17 protein-coding genes are annotated in these 17,772 nt (G+C 50.4%); all 17 read left to right on the top strand.

What is annotated here, in order from left to right; all coding sequences use genetic code 11:
- Nucleotides 1-7: 7 nt before the first annotated feature.
- On the top strand, nucleotides 8-1,138 hold the full coding sequence (rffA, locus tag BLP55_RS06280) for a dTDP-4-amino-4,6-dideoxygalactose transaminase (RefSeq protein ID WP_091141481.1): 1,131 nt from the start codon (nucleotides 8-10) through the stop codon (nucleotides 1,136-1,138).
- Entirely contained in the window at nucleotides 1,135-2,400 is a 1,266-nt protein-coding gene (locus BLP55_RS06285; protein WP_091141482.1) for a glycosyltransferase family protein, read from the top strand. Before rffA ends, BLP55_RS06285 begins: the two co-directional genes overlap by 4 nt.
- Before the next feature lie 21 nt (nucleotides 2,401-2,421).
- Nucleotides 2,422-3,930, top strand: coding sequence for a lipopolysaccharide biosynthesis protein (locus BLP55_RS06290; RefSeq protein WP_091141483.1), 1,509 nt, complete (start codon nucleotides 2,422-2,424; stop codon nucleotides 3,928-3,930).
- A 1-nt stretch (nucleotide 3,931) separates the two neighbouring features.
- On the top strand, nucleotides 3,932-5,206 hold the full coding sequence (locus tag BLP55_RS06295) for a hypothetical protein (protein WP_091141484.1): 1,275 nt from the start codon (nucleotides 3,932-3,934) through the stop codon (nucleotides 5,204-5,206).
- Between the two features lie 13 nt (nucleotides 5,207-5,219).
- Nucleotides 5,220-6,215, top strand: coding sequence for a polysaccharide pyruvyl transferase family protein (locus tag BLP55_RS06300; protein ID WP_091141485.1), 996 nt, complete (start codon nucleotides 5,220-5,222; stop codon nucleotides 6,213-6,215).
- Nucleotides 6,208-7,326 (top strand): non-hydrolyzing UDP-N-acetylglucosamine 2-epimerase, encoded by a 1,119-nt coding sequence (wecB, locus tag BLP55_RS06305; protein WP_091141486.1) that lies wholly within the window; start codon nucleotides 6,208-6,210, stop codon nucleotides 7,324-7,326. Before BLP55_RS06300 ends, wecB begins: the two co-directional genes overlap by 8 nt.
- Nucleotides 7,323-8,048: a glycosyltransferase family 32 protein gene (locus tag BLP55_RS06310; protein ID WP_091141487.1), complete on the top strand. Its 726-nt coding sequence runs from the start codon at nucleotides 7,323-7,325 to the stop codon at nucleotides 8,046-8,048. Before wecB ends, BLP55_RS06310 begins: the two co-directional genes overlap by 4 nt.
- Nucleotides 8,045-9,163, top strand: a complete 1,119-nt coding sequence (locus tag BLP55_RS06315; protein ID WP_170826802.1) for a glycosyltransferase family 4 protein — start codon at nucleotides 8,045-8,047, stop codon at nucleotides 9,161-9,163. The genes BLP55_RS06310 and BLP55_RS06315 overlap by 4 nt, the downstream gene beginning before the upstream one ends.
- A gap of 123 nt (nucleotides 9,164-9,286) precedes the next feature.
- On the top strand, nucleotides 9,287-10,390 hold the full coding sequence (locus tag BLP55_RS06320; RefSeq protein ID WP_091141489.1) for an EpsG family protein: 1,104 nt from the start codon (nucleotides 9,287-9,289) through the stop codon (nucleotides 10,388-10,390).
- Nucleotides 10,390-11,271 (top strand): glycosyltransferase family 2 protein, encoded by an 882-nt coding sequence (locus tag BLP55_RS06325; RefSeq protein ID WP_091141490.1) that lies wholly within the window; start codon nucleotides 10,390-10,392, stop codon nucleotides 11,269-11,271. Before BLP55_RS06320 ends, BLP55_RS06325 begins: the two co-directional genes overlap by 1 nt.
- Nucleotides 11,268-12,371 carry a glycosyltransferase gene (locus BLP55_RS06330; RefSeq protein WP_091141491.1) on the top strand — a complete coding sequence of 368 codons (1,104 nt, stop codon included), beginning with the start codon at nucleotides 11,268-11,270 and terminating at the stop codon, nucleotides 12,369-12,371. Before BLP55_RS06325 ends, BLP55_RS06330 begins: the two co-directional genes overlap by 4 nt.
- Before the next feature lie 37 nt (nucleotides 12,372-12,408).
- Complete coding sequence (locus BLP55_RS06335; protein WP_091141492.1) at nucleotides 12,409-13,455, top strand: GNAT family N-acetyltransferase; 1,047 nt, start codon at nucleotides 12,409-12,411, stop codon at nucleotides 13,453-13,455.
- A complete protein-coding gene (locus BLP55_RS06340; protein WP_091141493.1) occupies nucleotides 13,456-14,409 on the top strand; it encodes a polysaccharide deacetylase family protein in 954 nt (317 codons plus the stop codon). It begins immediately after the preceding gene.
- Entirely contained in the window at nucleotides 14,406-15,551 is a 1,146-nt protein-coding gene (locus BLP55_RS06345; RefSeq protein WP_170826803.1) for a glycosyltransferase family 4 protein, read from the top strand. The genes BLP55_RS06340 and BLP55_RS06345 overlap by 4 nt, the downstream gene beginning before the upstream one ends.
- Nucleotides 15,551-16,156 (top strand): sugar transferase, encoded by a 606-nt coding sequence (locus BLP55_RS06350; RefSeq protein WP_091141495.1) that lies wholly within the window; start codon nucleotides 15,551-15,553, stop codon nucleotides 16,154-16,156. Before BLP55_RS06345 ends, BLP55_RS06350 begins: the two co-directional genes overlap by 1 nt.
- Nucleotides 16,156-17,124, top strand: a complete 969-nt coding sequence (locus BLP55_RS06355; RefSeq protein WP_091141496.1) for an ATP-grasp domain-containing protein — start codon at nucleotides 16,156-16,158, stop codon at nucleotides 17,122-17,124. The genes BLP55_RS06350 and BLP55_RS06355 overlap by 1 nt, the downstream gene beginning before the upstream one ends.
- Nucleotides 17,124-17,771 (top strand): HAD family hydrolase, encoded by a 648-nt coding sequence (locus BLP55_RS06360; protein ID WP_091141497.1) that lies wholly within the window; start codon nucleotides 17,124-17,126, stop codon nucleotides 17,769-17,771. The genes BLP55_RS06355 and BLP55_RS06360 overlap by 1 nt, the downstream gene beginning before the upstream one ends.
- The last annotated feature ends 1 nt before the right edge of the window (nucleotide 17,772 follow it).

A 17,772-nucleotide genomic window follows, 5' to 3' on the forward strand; every position in this document is an offset into this window, starting at 1 on the left:
TACTACGATGATTCCATTCAACAAACCCCATTTGACAGGCAAGGAGACGCACTATATGTACGATGCCGTGAGCACCGGCAAGATTTCGGGCAACGGCAAGTATACCAAGATGTGCCAGGATTTTTTCGAGAAAAGATACGGTTTCAAAAAGTGCCTGCTCACCACTTCGTGTACCGATGCGCTCGAGATGGCCGCGCTGCTGATTAACATCGAACCTGGCGACGAAGTCATCATGCCGTCGTATACGTTCGTGAGTACGTCGAATGCGTTTGTGTTGCGCGGGGCCACGATTATTTTTGCCGATTCGGCACCCGACAATCCCAACCTCGACGCGAGCAAGATCGAAGCTTTGATCACACCCAAGACCAAGGCGATCGTTCCGGTGCATTACGCTGGAACGGCATGCGATATGGACCAGATCATGGCTTTGGCCGACAAATACAACCTGTTTGTGGTAGAAGATGCCGCGCAGGCCATCGACAGTTTTTATACAGGTAAAGACGGCGTCAAACGTGCGCTGGGATCGATTGGGCACCTTGCGGCCTTTTCGTTCCATGAAACCAAGAACATCATCTCGGGCGAAGGCGGGATGCTGGCCATCAACGACCTGCAATTTGCCAACCGCGCCGAGATCATTTGGGAAAAAGGCACCAACCGTTCGTCGTTTTTTCGCGGCGAGGTAGACAAATACGGCTGGGTCGATATGGGCAGTTCGTTTCTTCCGTCAGAAATCATCAGCGCATTTTTGTGGGCCCAACTCGAGGAACTCGATACCATCCAGGCCAAGCGCAAACACATTTGGGAGCAATACTACACCCAACTCGAAAGCTGGGCACGCGCCCATGCCGTACAGCTGCCGCATGTGCCCAATTATGCGACCAACAACGCACACATGTTTTACCTGGTTTGTAAAGACCTGGACCAGCGCACGGCGTTGATCGAAAAATTAAAAGCCAATGAGATTTGGTGCGTGTTCCATTACCTGAGCCTGCACAAGAGCCCGTTTTATGCAGACAAGCACTACGGCGCGGCGCTGGATTATTCCGATCATTACAGCGATTGTTTGATTCGTCTGCCGCTGTTTTACGATCTTGAAGACGAGCAAATCCAAAAGATAACCCATTGCATGACCACATGAGGATAACCACCAATGTGCTGCTGGTATGGGGATGCGTCCTTTTGCTGTTGTTGGCCGCGGGCGTGATGCTGTCGCCGGTGAGCGGTGATGCGCCTTTCTACTTGTCGATGGCGCGCGATATGGGTCATGGCTTGGTGCCTTACAAGGACATCGTGTTGTCCTACACCCCGCTGGCCATGTATGCGAACGCGCTTGTCTTTAAAGCCCTGGGCCAGCCGCCCTACTTTTTCCTGGTGCTTTTTCAGTATTTGGTGACTGCACTTTCGGTGCTGGTGTTGTACCGTTTGGTGCTGCAAATGGGGCTCGACAAACGAAAATCCATCATGCTTTGTCTGTTTTTTTCGATATGTGTCCTGAGTTCAGACGGCAGTTACATCAACCTTGAAGTATACGGCATCCTTTTCATGTTGCTCGCCTACAAACAATTGGTCGATGGGAAGTATTGGTTTTCCGGCTTTTTGCTCGCGCTGACGTTTTTTTGTAAACAATACGGGCTGCTCAATTTTGTACCGTTTGCGTTGCTGATTTTTTACCAAGACGACCGCATTAGGAAGCTCGCCCGGTTTGCCTTTGGCGGATTGGTTCCCGTGGTGCTGTTTGTTGCGTACTATTGCGGCGTCGAGCAGGTTCCGTTCGCCGATTTGGTCTCGCAACTTACCGGGCAAGGTTATGGCGAGCGCAACATCGCCCAAACCAAAACCCTGTTCGGATTCTTGAATGCGGGAAAAGTATTTTTCCTGATGTGCGTGCCGCTCGTATTGCTCAAGCCCGATTTTCGCGACAAAAAGCAGTTGGCCCTGGTCGTAGGCGCGGTCGTTGCGCTGTTGCCCGTAGTCGTCCAGCATTTCCAGCACTACTTCCTCAATGCTTTTCCGTACGTCATCTTGCTCATTGCGATGAATTGGAAGACCAAAGAGGTTAATATTTGGGCGCTGCACGTGCCGTTGGTTGTCGCCACCGGATTTCTCGCGTTGCGGCTGGCCACCTATACCGAAAAGGGATTCGCCCAACAAGACATCGCCGACGACCTGGCGCGCTATTATCCCGAAGGCAGTACCGTTTACCTCAAAGGGACCACGAACTACCTGTACGTGCTCAATGATTACCGCAATCCGGCCTTGAAAGAAGCGGGCTACGGGTATGCCTTCAAGACGAGCCCCGCATTTCTCGAAAGACACATCGTGCTTAGTTTCGAGAAGATCAAAGACGCCGAGGCCGTCCAGATCGTGACCGTCGGCGGTACAAAAATCTACGAATACTAGTTTCTTTAGAAAAAACAAACGATGAGCCAACTCAAGAAAGGCGCTTTTTTATCCTACATCACCATCATCCTGACCAACGGGATCGGGTTGTTGCTTACGCCTTACATGATCCGTCAATTGGGCGATTCGGAGTATGGTTTGTATACGCTCATCGGATCGCTCGTGGGCTACATCAGCGTTCTCGATTTGGGGCTCGGCAACACCATTGTGCGTTTTGTCGCGAAATACCGCGCCGAACAGGACCGCCCATCCGAAGAGAACTTTTTGGCGACCACCATGCTCATCTATGGCGGCATAGCGGCGGCCATCGTGGCGGCGGGCGTGGCGTTGTATCTTAACCTCGAATCGATGTTCCCGAACCTCACGGCGCTAGAAATGCACAAGGCCAAGCTGATGTTCGGTATCCTGATCTTCAACCTTTCGATCACGTTGCCGGGCGGTGCTTTTACGGCCATTAGTTCGGCCTATGAACATTTCGTTTTTCCGCGTGCGCTCAACATCGCCAAGTATGTGGTGCGTTCGCTTATGGTGGTCGCGTTGCTGTATTGGGGCGGCGATGCGGTGTCTATTGTCGTGCTCGATACCGTCATGAACCTGCTTGTGATTGGACTCAACGGCTATTATGTCCTGGGCAAACTCAAGGCGCGGTTCCGTTTGCATCAGTTTCAGTCGCCTTTGGTCAGGGAAATTTTTTCGTATTCGGTTTGGATATTCATCTTTGCGATGGTGGGTCAATTCCAGTGGCGGGGCGGCCAAATCGTACTTGGTTTTCTCGGGATCTCGACCACGCTGATCGGCGTCTACGGCGTCGGGATCATGCTCGGGACCTATTATGGCGCTTTCTCTACGGCCATCTCTGGCGTATTCTTACCGCGTGCCACCAAGATGACGGTGCTCGAAGCATCGTCCGAAGAACTGACCTCGATGATGATCCGCATCGGACGTTTCTCGTTGCTCACTTTGTTGATGATCCTGGGCGGATTTCTTTTGTACGGCCAGCAATTCGTTCTTCTTTGGGTAGGCCCAACCTACAAACTGGCATGGCCGATTGCGCTCATCATCATGTGCTCGTATACCTTGCCGCTCGTGCAATCTTTCGCCAATTCGATGCTCGAGGCCCGGCGTAAGTTCTCGTTCAAGGCCCTGACCTACATTTCGTTGATCTTGATCGGAACCATCGCAGGTGCCTTTTTTGTAAAAGACTTTGGATTGTTGGGGTTGTGTATCGGTTCTACAGGCGGATGGATTTTGAGCCAAATCATCATGAATTTCTACTACCAACGCGTGATGCACCTCGATATTTTTAGGTTTTTTAAGGCGTTGCAGCATCGGTTGTTCCCGACTTTTGTCGTAATTTTGGCGCTCGGTTACCTCGTCGATTGGATTCCGGGACATGGCTGGACCAACCTGATCGTCAAGATGGTTGCTTTTTCGGGTATTTACCTGGTGATGATGTATAAATTTGGGATGAATGCCGATGAAGTCAAGTTAGTCAACGAATCCGTTCCATCGTTTTTGCGTAAAGAGTGATATGATTACCCTCAAAGAGACCCGTTTTTCAAACCAAGGCCAGACGATTGTATACGATTACAACATCGACGCCTCGTTCCAGAAATACTTCAAAAAGGCCGCGCCATTTTTTGTGACGTACGACCGCGATGTAAGCGCCGTTCCGGTAGCCATTGCGGTGATTCCTTTTTTGGCGAACATCATGCCCATTGCGTGGTTTGTGGGTTTTGACGTATACGTAGACGAACTCGACGCCACATTTTATGATTCGCTTCAAAATCTTAAGGCCGAGTTCTCAAAACACTTTCCTGCGATCAAACCGGCCAATGTACACGCCAAACGTTTGGTAACGCACGAAATCACGCAAGACGAGCGCGCGATTTTGTTCAGCGGCGGACTCGATTCGTTCGAATCGGTGACGCGGAATCTCGACTTCAATCCCTATTTGGTTTCGGTGTTGGGTGCCGACATCGATATTTCGGATACCAAGCGCTGGGCCGATTTCCAAAGGTTTAACCGCGAAGAAAAAATCATCAACGACGACCGTTTGTGCTATGTGACGTCGAACCTTCAAAAATTCTATTCCTACGAAGTCGATTTGCTTGTCGATGTGGGTTGGTGGGGCAAAATCCAACACGGGATGGCGCTCATCAGCCTGATCGCACCGTTGAGCTATCTCAACGGAATCCGCACCATTTTGATCGCGTCGTCCAACACGGGCGAAGTCAGTTTTGGCTGGGGCTCGACCTCCGAAACCGATGAGCAGATGAAATGGGCCAATACCCAGGTCATCCACGATGGCTTTGAGTTCCGACGTACGCAAAAGATCGAGAACATCGTCGATTTTGCCAAGCGAACAGGGCATTATGTCAAGTTGCGCGTGTGCTATGCCGAATTTCGCGAAGGATACAATTGTAGCGTTTGCCCAAAATGCCAGCGCACCATGCTTGGGTTTATCCTGTGCGGCGAAAATCCGAACGATTATGGGTTCAAGGTTCCGGCAAATTTTTACGACCTGATCCTGAAAAATTTTAAAGGAAATGTCATCATGACCACGGGAGTGGCGTATGAATGGCGGTGTTTGCAGGAAAAGGCCCGGGCATCCGACCATCCTTTTGTCATCAACGACCAATTGAGCGACCAAAATAATATTGGTACCTTTGCGGCGTTGCCCATTGCCGATTTGATCAACAAAAACATAGACAAGCAGGTCGCGACCAAGAAAGTGAAATACGTCATCATCAGCAAATTTCCCAAGTTGTTCCAGGCCTACCTAAAAATCAGGAGAAAATTGTAAATACCGCAAAACAATGCTATACGGATTACTGACATACGACGAAAACAAAAAGTTTTTCAATGTGGGCGACAACATCCAGAGTTTGGCCGCCAAGCAATACCTGCCCCAGGTAGACCAGTTGCTCAACCGCGAGAAATTGGCCGATTACCAAGGCGATAAGATCAAACTCATCATGAACGGATGGTTTACACACAACATCCACAATTGGGTACCCGCCGACGACATCGCGCCTTTGTTCGTATCGTTCCACATGAACAATACGGCGGCGCCTTACATGCTTTCGGAGAAAGGGATCGCCTATCTCAAAAAGCACGAGCCCATCGGGTGTCGTGACCAGTTTTCGGCCGATACACTCAAGGCCAAAGGCATCGATGCGTATTTTACAGGCTGTTTGACGCTGACGCTCGACACCTACAAAGTCGACGATTCAGAAAGAGGCGACGACATTTACATTGTCGATCCGTTGTACAGCTACCCGACATGGGAAAAAGTGACCTACCATACCAAGCGCTTTTTGCGCTCGATCCAAAACGGCAGCGTGTTTGAACTCGGCAAGAAGAAAAAACACGTTGCGAATTTCATCGATGCCGATTTGTTGCAATCGGCCATCCATGTCAACCAGGAACCGCCGGCCGGCAAATACACCGACGCTCAGAAATTTGCGATGGCCGAAGATTTGTTGCGCAAATACGCCAAGGCCAAACTCGTGATCACTTCGCGCATCCACTGCGCCTTGCCCTGCCTTGCGATGGGGACGCCGGTGATTTTTGTCAACGGGTTCGACAGTTTTGTCGATTCGTGCCGATTCGACGGCATCCTCGAATTGTTCAACCGCATCGATGTCAACACCAAGACGGGAGAATGGACTTCGAACTTTGGACTCGAAGGCAAGGTCAACAAAAATACGGTCGTCAAAAACCTCGAAAAACACCACGCGCTGGCCGAGCCGCTCAAGGCCAAATGCCGCGAGTTCATCGGCGCGTTGCAAAACCAACCCGCGCATGGCTAAAAAAATACTCGTTTGTTTCGGGACACGCCCCGAGGCCATCAAAATGTGCTCGCTCGTACACACGTTGCGCCAAACCGATTTTGACGTCAAGGTATGCGTGACCGCGCAACACCGTCAGATGCTCGATCAGGTGCTCGATTTTTTTGAAATCACGCCCGATTTTGACCTCGATTTGATGACGGCCAACCAGTCGCTCAATGCGCTCAGCGGACGCATCTTTACCAAAATGGATGAGGTGCTTGCCAGCGAACAACCCGATCTGGTGCTCGTTCACGGCGACACCACCACGTCGAGTATTTGCGCGTGGGCGGCATTTCACCGCGGGATCAAAACAGGCCATGTCGAGGCTGGGCTGCGCACCTACAACAAATATGCGCCGTTCCCCGAAGAACTGAACCGTCAGGTTACGGGCCGTATTGCCGATTTTCACTTTGCACCGACGCCGGTTTCGAAGCAAAATTTGCTGAACGAACACATCCAACCCGAAGCCATAGCCGTTACGGGCAACACCGTGATCGACTCGCTGTTGTGGACGGTCGACAAACTCGAAAATCGTTTTTCGAACCCCAAGATTGCCGAGCTCGAAACGCAAATCGATTTCTCTAAAAAAGTCATCCTCGTCACAGGACACCGCCGCGAGAATTTTGGCGACGGCTTTTTGAACATCTGCAAGGCGCTCGCGCACATCGCCGAACAAGCCGATGTACAAATCGTGTATCCGGTGCATTTGAACCCGAATGTGCAACAACCCGTACAGGCGTTGCTGTCGAGCCATGCAAACATCCATTTGATAGAGCCGCTCGATTACCCGACATTTGTTTGGATGATGAAACAATCGTACCTGATCATCACCGATTCGGGGGGCGTGCAGGAAGAAGCGCCGTCGCTCGGCAAGCCCGTGCTCGTGATGCGCGAAACCACCGAACGGCCCGAAGCGCTCGAAGCCGGAACCGTCAAGCTCGTCGGGACCGATGCCGATAAAATCGCGCGCGAAGCTTTTGTGCTGCTCGAAGACCATGCCTTGTACGAAAAAATGTCGCGGGCGCACAATCCGTATGGCGACGGCAAGGCCAGCCAGCGTATCGTCGAATTCCTCAAAGCCGAATTATGATCCCTAAAATTATACATTATTGCTGGTTTGGCGGGAATCCGTTGCCGCCGTTGGCCGTCAAATGCCTTGAATCGTGGAAGAAACATTTGCCCGATTACCAGATCATCGAGTGGAATGAAAGTAATTTTCCGCTCGACGAATTCATTTTTGCCAAGCAAGCGCTCGAAAACCGCAAGTTTGCGTTCATTTCAGACGTGTGCCGTTTGTATGCGCTCGACCAGATGGGCGGGATTTACATGGATACCGATGTAGAGGCGTTGCGCAGCTATGACGACTTTTTGCACCACGCGGCCTTTTCGGGTTTCGAGAATCCCGAGAATGTGCCCACGGGCATGATGGCCAGCGAAAAGGGCGGGAAATGGGTCAAGGAGTTGCTGGCCTACTACGACCAGAAACCGTTCGTCAAACCCGACGGAACGCTCGAAACCACCTCGAATACCTACATCATCACCCAAATGATGAAGGCCAAAGGTTTTGTGATGAACAACAAATTCCAGCAAATCGAGGGTTATGTGGCGTTTTATCCGAACGATTATTTTTGTCCGAAAAGCTACGTCACGGGCAACGTTGATTTGACCGAGAACAGCTATTGCATCCACCATTTCGCCAAATCGTGGATCCCGTTCCATAAAAAATGGCGCAACATCTTCAAGATGAAGGCGATGAATGTCTTTGGGTACAAGAACATCCAGTTTTTTATCGACCTCGTCAAACGCCGATGAAAATCCTTTACGTCATCGACCAGATGCACCTGCACGGCGGGGCCGAGAAGATCACGGCGCAAAAGCTCAACTATTGGGCCGATGTGTACGGATACGAAACGCGGTTGGTGACCTCGGAGCAAAATGGCAAGCCGGTTTGTTACCCGCTATCGGGCAAGGTGTCGCACGTTGATTTGAACGTGGGTTATGCGCCGGGCAGTTATTTTTCACCCAAAAATATATTGAAATTCCCGAAGCATTATGCGGCTTTGAAACGCGAAATCCAATCGTTCAAGCCCGATGCTGTTTTTTTGGTGACGCTGGGCTGGATACGGTTTGCGCTGCCTTACATCGCCAAGGGCTATCCGATTTATTACGAATACCACACCTCGCATTACGGGTTCCAACTGGGGTATGAACAAGGTTCGGCCTGGGTCAAGATCAAGAAAAAGTTGCAACGGTTTTTGATCGATTTTGTAGAAAAACAATACACGGCCGTGGTCTTTTTGAGCCAAAAGGAACACGATTATTTCGAGCTCAAAAACGGTGTCGTGATTCCTAATTTTTTCGACCCTGAGCAGCAGCCCGTCGACCGTCCGAAGAAAAAACAGGTCATTTCGCTGGGGCGGATGAGCCACCAAAAAGGTTACGATTTGCTCATCGAGGCTTGGGAAACCGTCCATGCATTACATCCCGATTGGACACTCGAAATTTTTGGGGAAGGCGAACAGCGCGCCGCACTCGAAAAGTTGGTGGCCGACAAAAACCTCGCGCATACCGTGCATTTGAACCACGCCACAGACCGCGTGAGCGAAAAATTATCCGAATCGGAAATCTATGCGTTGCCTTCGCGCGTCGACAATTTCCCGATGGTGCTGCTCGAAGCGTTGTTGCACGGCGTACCCGTCGTGGCGTTCGATTGTCCGAACGGGCCGCGCGCAATTTTGACCGAAAATGAGGACGGATTGTTCGCGTTGCCGCAAAATCCCGCAGACTTGGCCGAAAAAATACTATTTTTAATGCGCAATCCCGAACAGCGACGCGGTATGGCCGCGAAAGCAAAAACCAATGTGGCGCGTTTCAAGCCAGAAACCGTCATGGCACTTTGGGATGCGCTCGTCCGCGGCAAATTTTAAAATGCCACCGCAAAAAGACAGCAAAACCCGCAACCCGTTTGCTTTTTTGTTTTTGGTTGCCAACCGCACACAATTTCGCTACATTTGCCTTCTAATGCCTTTCAACCCTAAAAAAATCATTGCATGATCAACATACCGGTTGCATTATACGACAACGTATTTTACAATATCCTGCTGGTTTTTGTAGTGGTCTTTTTTCTGCAATCGAGAAACGTTGCGCTTGAAAACGGGCAGAACCTGCGGGTTAAAAGCACTTTCGGAAAGGTATTGCTGGCGTTCTCGATTATTTTCATCGGTTTGCGCCCCATTACGTTCAGCCACTTTGGCGACATGGGGATGTACAACATTTACTTCGTCAATTATTTAGAAGGGGCGCCACTGGTGCTCGAAGGCAAGGACATCGGTTTTGAGATTTTCATGAAACTGTGCTCCTATGTGATGATGCCACAGTTTTTCTTCCTGACGATCGCCTTTTTGTACATTTTTCCTTTTTATACCGTCTCGAAAAAATTGTTCGCCGATTATTGGTTTTACGGTTTTTTCATGCTGTTGATTTCGCTCTCGTTTTGGGGCGCGGCCACCAACGGACTGCGCAATGCCGTGGCGACCTCGATTTTCCTTTTCGTGTTTGTCACCGAAAACAAGTACGCCAAATTCGGCATCATGTTGCTGGCTATCTTGTTCCATAAATCGATGTTGATCCCTACAGGCGCTTACCTTGCGGCCATGTATTACCAGGACACGAAAACTTATTTCAAGGCGTGGTTCGCGGCGATTCCGTTGTCGCTGGCGCTCGGCGGTTTCTGGGAAACGCTGTTTTTGAATTTGGGTTTTGCCGAAGACGAAAAACTCAAGAATTACCTGATCGAAAACGAAGACCTTGTCGACCGTTTCAGCAGCAGCGGGTTCCGTTGGGACTTTTTGTTGTACAGCGGCGTGGGCGTATATGCGGGCTGGTATTTTATCTACAAACGCAAATTTGAGGACGCGGTTTACTTGCAATTGGTCAATACCTACCTGATCACCAATGCGTTTTGGATTCTGGTCATCCGCGCAAATTTCTCGAACCGTTTCGCGTTCCTGTCGTGGTTCATGCTCGGCCTTGTCATCATTTATCCGATGCTCAAGAACAAGTTTTTTACCAAACAGCACCTTATCATAGGCAACATCATCCTGTGTTATTTTGCCTTTACCTATTTGCTCAACATCGTATTAGCCAAATACTAATGAAGCCCATTACCGTTTTTACGCCCACCTACAACCGCGCTTATTGCCTGCACCAGCTTTACGAAAGTTTGGTCAAACAAAACCCGCGTGATTTTATCTGGATGATCATCGACGACGGCTCATCCGACAACACCCAGGCGTTGGTCGAAGGCTGGAAGGCCGAGAACCAAATCGAAATCGATTACGTCTACCAACAAAATCAAGGTATGCATGGCGCGCACAACACCGCATATGCACGCATCGGGACCGAATTCAACACCTGTATCGACTCCGACGACTACATGCCCGATGGCGCGATTGCGGCAATCATCGAACATACGCGGGACCTCGATCCAAAATTTGCCGGAATCGTCGGGCTCGACATCGACAAGTCGGGCAAGGTCATGGGCGAAAAAATGCCCGATGGCCTGGCCGAATCGACCCTGACCGATTTGTACCTGATCCACAAAGCACACGGCGACAAGAAATTGGTGTACCGTACAGAAGTGGTACGGAAATATCCGCCGTATCCGTTGTTCCCCGGCGAAAATTTTGTGCCGCTCGGGACATTGTATGCGATGATCGACCGCGATTATGTGCTCAAACCCGTCAATGAGCCGCTTGTGGTTGTCGAATATTTGGCCGACGGTTCTTCGCGCAACATCCTGCGGCAATACAAAAAAAATCCGCGGGGGTTTGCCTATGCCCGCCTGCTAAAAATCCAATCCAACCGCGGGTTGAAGGAAAAGTTCATCAGCGCTGTGCATTTGGTTTCCTCGGCTATTTTTACCAAAGATGCGTCACTTTTGGCGCAGGCCAAGAAACCGTTGCTCGTTGCTGCGGCGCTTCCCTTTGGTTTGCTGCTCAACTTTTACATCCGATACAAAACCGCCGCCCGATGAAAATCGCACACCTTTGCCTGAGCCTCGGGAAAGGGGGCGCCGAAAAATTGCTCGTCGACAGCCTGCCCATGTACGGTGCCGGGCACGACATTACCATCATTCAATTGTCGTCGGTATTAGAGGAGCCGACCTATATTGCAACGGTCGAAGCGGCAGGGATCAAAGTCGTCACTTTGGGAACAGGTGGTTTCAAAAAACTATCGTACTTTTTTCAGATCGCAAAATTGCTGCGCTCGGGCGGTTTCGATGTGTTTCATGTGCATTTGTTTCCGTGTCTGTACTATGTTTCTGTAGCGGCGCGGTTCGTTAAAAAATGCCCGATTCTTGTTGTTACCGAACACAGCAATTCGAACGGACGCAGCAACAAGGCCTGGCTCAATCCGATCGAAAAATGGGTGTATCAAAAATACGACGCAATTGTCGCGGTTTCGCCAAACGTCGAGGCGATGCTCAAAAAGCGCTTCCCTGGGCTAGCGGCTAAAATCCACCAGATCAAGAACGGCGTCGATCTCGATCGGTTCCATGTGGCGCAGCAGGGCGAAGCAGCTATTTTTGCCGCCGAATTCCAACGGCCGTCTGCTGTCAAACTGTTCATGACTTCGCGGTTCGCGCCGCCCAAAGACCAACAAACCGTGATCATGGCGCTAAGGGAATTGCCCGAAAACTTCGCGTTGTTTTTTGCCGGCGATGGCCCCGAAATGGAGCAATCACTTCGATTGGCCCAACAACTGGGTTTGGAAAACAGGGTTCATTTTTTGGGGTTCCGAAACGACATCCCGCAGCTGATGCGTACTTCCGATATTAATGTATTGTCGTCGCTTTACGAAGGCCTTTCGGGCGTGACGCTCGAGGCCATGGCCAGCGGCAGGCCGTTCCTGGGAACCGATGTGCAAGGCATCAACGACGTGGTCCCGGACAACCGCTTTTTGTTTGAAAAACAAAACCCAACAGCACTGGCCCGTAAAATCCTTGCGATTTCAAACGATCCCGTACTGCAATCGGCACTCATTCAAAAAGGACTCGAACACGTTCGGCAGTTTGGTATGCGGCAGATGGTGGCCGCCTACCTCAATTTATACCGCGAATTGAAAACCCGATAAATCGGAATTGTTTACATTTGCGCTTCAAAATCAATCCATGGAAAGTCTGACCAACTATCACCTCAATCCAGATACGATCGGTATCTACAAAGCCTGCTTTGATACGAACGGTAGCCCCAAACGCGCCGAAAACATCGAATGGCAATTTTTCAAGAATACCGAAAAGACGGGTTATGTCGACATTGCATTCGACACCGAAAAGCAAAAGGCCGCGGCGATTTACGCGGTTTCGTGCGTGAAATTTAAGATTGGTGGAGAGGTATCCGTAGGCACGCAATCGCTCGATACGATCACCGATGTCGATTACCGCGGCAAAGGGCTGTTCATCAACCTCGCGAAAAGCGTCTACAAAAATGCCGCAAACAACGGTGTAGCGCTCGTATATGGATTTCCGAACGGCAATTCGATCCACGGATTCGCCAAGAAGCTCGACTGGCAGGTACTTGATCCCGTACCGTTTTTGATGAAGCCGTTGCGTTCGAAGTATTTTTCAGACCGGATCAAGTTCTTGAAATGGTTGCCGAACGTCAATTTGTCGTGGTCGGGTTATACGAAAGACAAGAATTTCAGCATTGCCGAGCAAAATCATTTTCCCGAAGCCGCCGATGCACTCTGGACAAAGTTTTCCAAGAATATTCCCGTGGCCGTACAACGGGACGCCGCCTATTTGAACTGGCGTTATGTGCAAAAGCCAAATGAACACTACAAAATTGCACATTGTCATGACGCGCAAGGCCACTACTGCGGGCTTGTGGTGTATACCGTCAAGCAAAAGCACGCGGGTTCGGTGGCTTATATCATGGAGTTGATTTACGATACCGATAGGCCCAAAGTGGGCAAGCAACTGCTCGACTACGCCATCGCCGACATCAAAAAGCACAAAGCCGATTGCATCCTGAGCTGGTGTTTTGCACATTCCCCTAATTTTGGGGCCTACAAAAGCGCGGCCTTTTTTGATTTGCCCGAGAAGCTGCGTCCGATTGAACTGCATTTCGGGGTGTGTACGTTCGATGAGAAATGTGCGCCGCTCACCAACCAGCGCAGCAACTGGTACCTCAGTTATTCCGATTCCGATACCGTTTAGATGCCGGGCAAGTTTGTCATATCGCTCGATTTTGAACTGCATTGGGGTGCGGCCGAAAAATGGGACCTGCACACCATGCGCGGTTACTTCGATGCGACGCGGCAAAGTATTCCGGTCGTGTTGCAAATGTTCGAGAAGTACGGCATCCACGCGACCTGGGCCACCGTCGGTTTTTTGTTCGCAAAGAACAAACAACAGTTGCTCGAATTTTGTCCGAAAGACAGGCCGACGTACAAAAATCCGAGTTTGTCCTACTACAATTTGATCGACAACGGCCAAGTAGGCGAGGACGAATCCGACGATCCGTACCATTACGCGCCATCGCTGATCCAAAAAATCCTCGACACGCCGCACCAGGAACTCGGAACGCATACTTTTGCGCACTACTATTGCAATGAATCGGGCCAAACCGAAGCGCAATTTGCACAGGATTTACAGGCCGCGCAAACAATCGCCAAGGCCAATTTTAATGTCGAATTGCAATCGCTGGTGTATCCGAGAAACCAATTCAACGCACACTATCTCGAAGTGGCCAAAACCTACGGGATCCGTACCGTGCGCACCAACCCCGATGTTTGGTTTTGGAATACGGCCTCGAAAATTGCACCGATTGCGCGTGCGTTCGATACACTTTTGCCCATCAGCGGAACGCTTACTTTCGATACCCAGTCGATGAAAGACGACGGTATACTGTTGCAGCCCGCGAGCCGATTCCTTCGGCCTTATACCCAAAAGGAAAAGATTGTACAGGGCATGAAAATGAACCGCATCAAAAGTGAAATGCGGCATGCGGCCCAAAACGCACGCGGGTACCATTTGTGGTGGCATCCGCATAATTTTGGGTATTCGACCGATGAAAATCTTCGTTATTTGGAAGAAATCCTTCAATATTTCCAGCAATTGCAAACGGAATTCGGTTTCGGGTCGGCTTCCATGATCGAAATGTGCCGATGAAGAAACTTGTACGCATCACGACCGTCCCGATTTCGCTCGAGAAACTGCTCGAAAACCAGCTGCGTTTCATGACCGGTTACTACGATGTGACCATCATTTCGTCGGATGCGCCACATTTGAAGCGCGTCGCAGAATCGCAAGGAACCCGATACCTCCATGTCGAGATGACGCGAAAGATCACGCCGCTCAAAGACTTAAAATCTGTTTGGGAATTGTACCGTTTTTTTCGCAAAGAAAAGCCCGAAATCGTCCATACGCATACGCCCAAAGCCGGCATCGTCGGTATGTTGGCCGCCAAACTCGCGGGTGTTCCGCATCGTTTGCACACCGTGGCGGGATTGCCGTTGCTCGAAGCCACAGGCGCCAAACGCAAGGTGCTGGATTCGGTCGAAAAGCTGACCTATGCATGCGCCACAGGGGTTTATCCCAATTCGAGCGGGTTGCGTGACATCATCGTCCAAAACGGTTATTGCGCGGCTTCGAAACTGAAAGTCATCGGCAACGGCAGCTCGAACGGCATCAACACCGCGCATTTCAGTCCGGCGCATTTTTCGGAACAACAAAACGAAGAACTCCGGATGGAACTCGGGTTTACCGACCATCATTTTGTGTTCATTTTCGTCGGCCGACTCGTAAAGGACAAAGGCATCAATGAACTCGTCGCGGCGTTTGACCAATTGCACCAGCAGCAGCCCCACGTGCGGCTTTTGCTCGTGGGCGATTACGAATCGGAACTCGATCCATTGCGCGCCGAAACGCTCGAAAAAATCAACCGGCACGACGGTATCGTACACACGGGTTTCATGAAAGACGTACGGCCGTACCTCGCCATTTCGCGGGCGCTGGCGTTCCCGACCTACCGCGAAGGTTTCCCGAATGTGGTACTGCAAGCCGGGGCCATGGGACTGCCGTCGATCGTGACCAATATCAACGGCTGCAACGAAATCATCGAAGAAGGCGTCAACGGAACCATCATTCCCGTCAAGGACCAAACCGCTATATTTAACGCAATGACAATGTTGGCATCGGATAAAAAGTCATACATTTCGATGCAGAAAAACGCACGGGAAATGATTGTCGCGCGTTACGAGCAACAGGTCGTTTGGGAGGCCATTTTGAACGAATACCGAAAATTGAAATAATGTACAGGCTTTTTTTTAAACGGATGATCGATTTTGTGGGCGCGCTGGTAGGATTGCTGGTGTTCTTACCCGTTTTGCTGGTCGTGGCGGTGTTTTTGTATTTTGCCAACGACGGGAAGCCGTTCTTTTTTCAGCTTCGTCCGGGCAAAAATGGAAAGATTTTCAAGATTGTCAAGTTCAAGACGATGAACGACAAAAAAGACACCGACGGCAACTTGCTGCCCGACGAGTTGCGGCTCACCAAGGCCGGCGCGTTTGTGCGCAAAACCTCACTCGACGAGATTCCGCAACTGCTCAACGTACTCAAAGGCGACATGAGCCTGATTGGTCCGAGGCCTTTGCTGACGGGCTATTTGCACCTGTACAACGATTTCCAGGCGCGCCGCCATGAAGTGCGTCCAGGCATTACGGGATGGGCGCAGGTCAATGGCCGCAATGCGATTTCGTGGGACAAGAAATTCGCCTACGATGTTTGGTATGTAGACAACATCGGGTTTTTACTCGATTGCAAGATCATTTTCAAAACGATTCAAAAAGTCATCAAATCCGAGGGTATCAACCCCGAGAATGCACAGATGACCGAACCTTTTAACGGATACAACTAATGAACATCTTGATTACATCTGCGGGACGCCGCGTGTCGCTCGTACGGTTTTTCAAACAGGAATTGCGCCAGGTGTTTCCCGACGGCAAAGTCATCGCCTCTGATGCGCACCCCGAATTGTCGTCGGCGTGCATGGTGGCCGATGATTTTTTTCGGGTGCCGCGCGTTTCGGAACCTGGTTATATACAGGATTTGCTTCGGTTGGCGCGCGAATACGACATCAAATTGATCGTGCCGACCATCGATACCGAACTGCTCATTTTGTCGGAGAGCATCGATTTGTTTCGTATGAATGGCATCGAAGTGGTGATTTCAGATTTCGAGATCGTCAAGATTTTTCGCGACAAACGCAAGACCCACGATTTTTTTGCAGGGTATGGCATCCAGACCGCGCGCGAGTTTGACAAGCAAGATTATACCCTGCCGTTGTACCTCAAACCCATCGACGGCAGCCGAAGCGTCGACAATTTCATCATCAAGGAAGCGTCGCAGCTCACCGATTACCATTTTTCGAACGACAAATTGATGTTCCTCGAATACCTCGACCACAAACAGCATGTCGAGTATACGATCGATTTGTATTACGACCGCAACAGCGAACTCAAGTGCTTTATCCCGCGCAAACGCATCGAGGTGCGCGACGGCGAGGTGAACAAGGCTGTGACCAAAAAAACCAAATTCATCCACGAGATTTGGAAGAAAATGTCCTACATCGCAGGGTTTCGCGGGTGCATCACGTTCCAGGTTTTTGTCAACAAGGAAAGCGACCACATTTACGGCATAGAGATCAACCCGCGTTTTGGCGGCGGCTATCCGCTGAGTTACCTCGCGGGCGGCAATTTCCCCAAATGGATCATCCAGGAATATTTGCTTGGCGAAAGACACATCCCGGTTTTTGAAGGCTGGGAAGAAAATCTGATGATGCTGCGCTACGACGACGAAGTGCTCGTTCACAATTATTCGCATTGATGGAAAAGAAAACGATCGTATTCGACCTCGACGATACTTTGGTCAAGGAAATCGATTACCTCAAGTCGGCGTTTGCCGAAATAGCCGCGCACCTTGATCCCGAAAATGATGGGTTGTTTGGCGAAATGTTTGGCTGGTACCAAGACAAACAAGACGTTTTCGGGAACCTCGAAAAGCGTTATGCGCACGCGGTCAAAGCCGAGCTAAAAGATTTGTACCGGAACCATTTCCCTAAGTTCGATCCGTTGTCGGCCAGCCGCGATTTGCTCATCAAGCTCAAGAACGACGGGCACTATCTGGGACTTGTGACCGATGGGTTTTCGGTGACGCAACGCAACAAGATCCGCGCGCTCGACATCGAGCATTTGTTCGATTTGATCGTGATTTCGGAAGAATTCGGCTCGGCCAAACCCGACCGGCGTAACTTCGAAATTTTTGCGCAATTTGAAACGGCGGAATACTTTTACATCAGCGACAACATCGCCAAAGATTTTGTCGCACCCAATGCGTTGGGCTGGACCACCGTATGCCTGCTCGACGACGGCCAGAACATCCACAAGCAAGATTTCGAGAAAGAAGTGTTATATTTACCTGCGACGAAGATTCACGCGCTAACCGAACTCATTGACATTCTAAACCAAAAATAAG

This window comes from Flavobacterium caeni, assembly GCF_900101895.1.
Taxonomy (GTDB): domain Bacteria; phylum Bacteroidota; class Bacteroidia; order Flavobacteriales; family Flavobacteriaceae; genus Flavobacterium; species Flavobacterium caeni.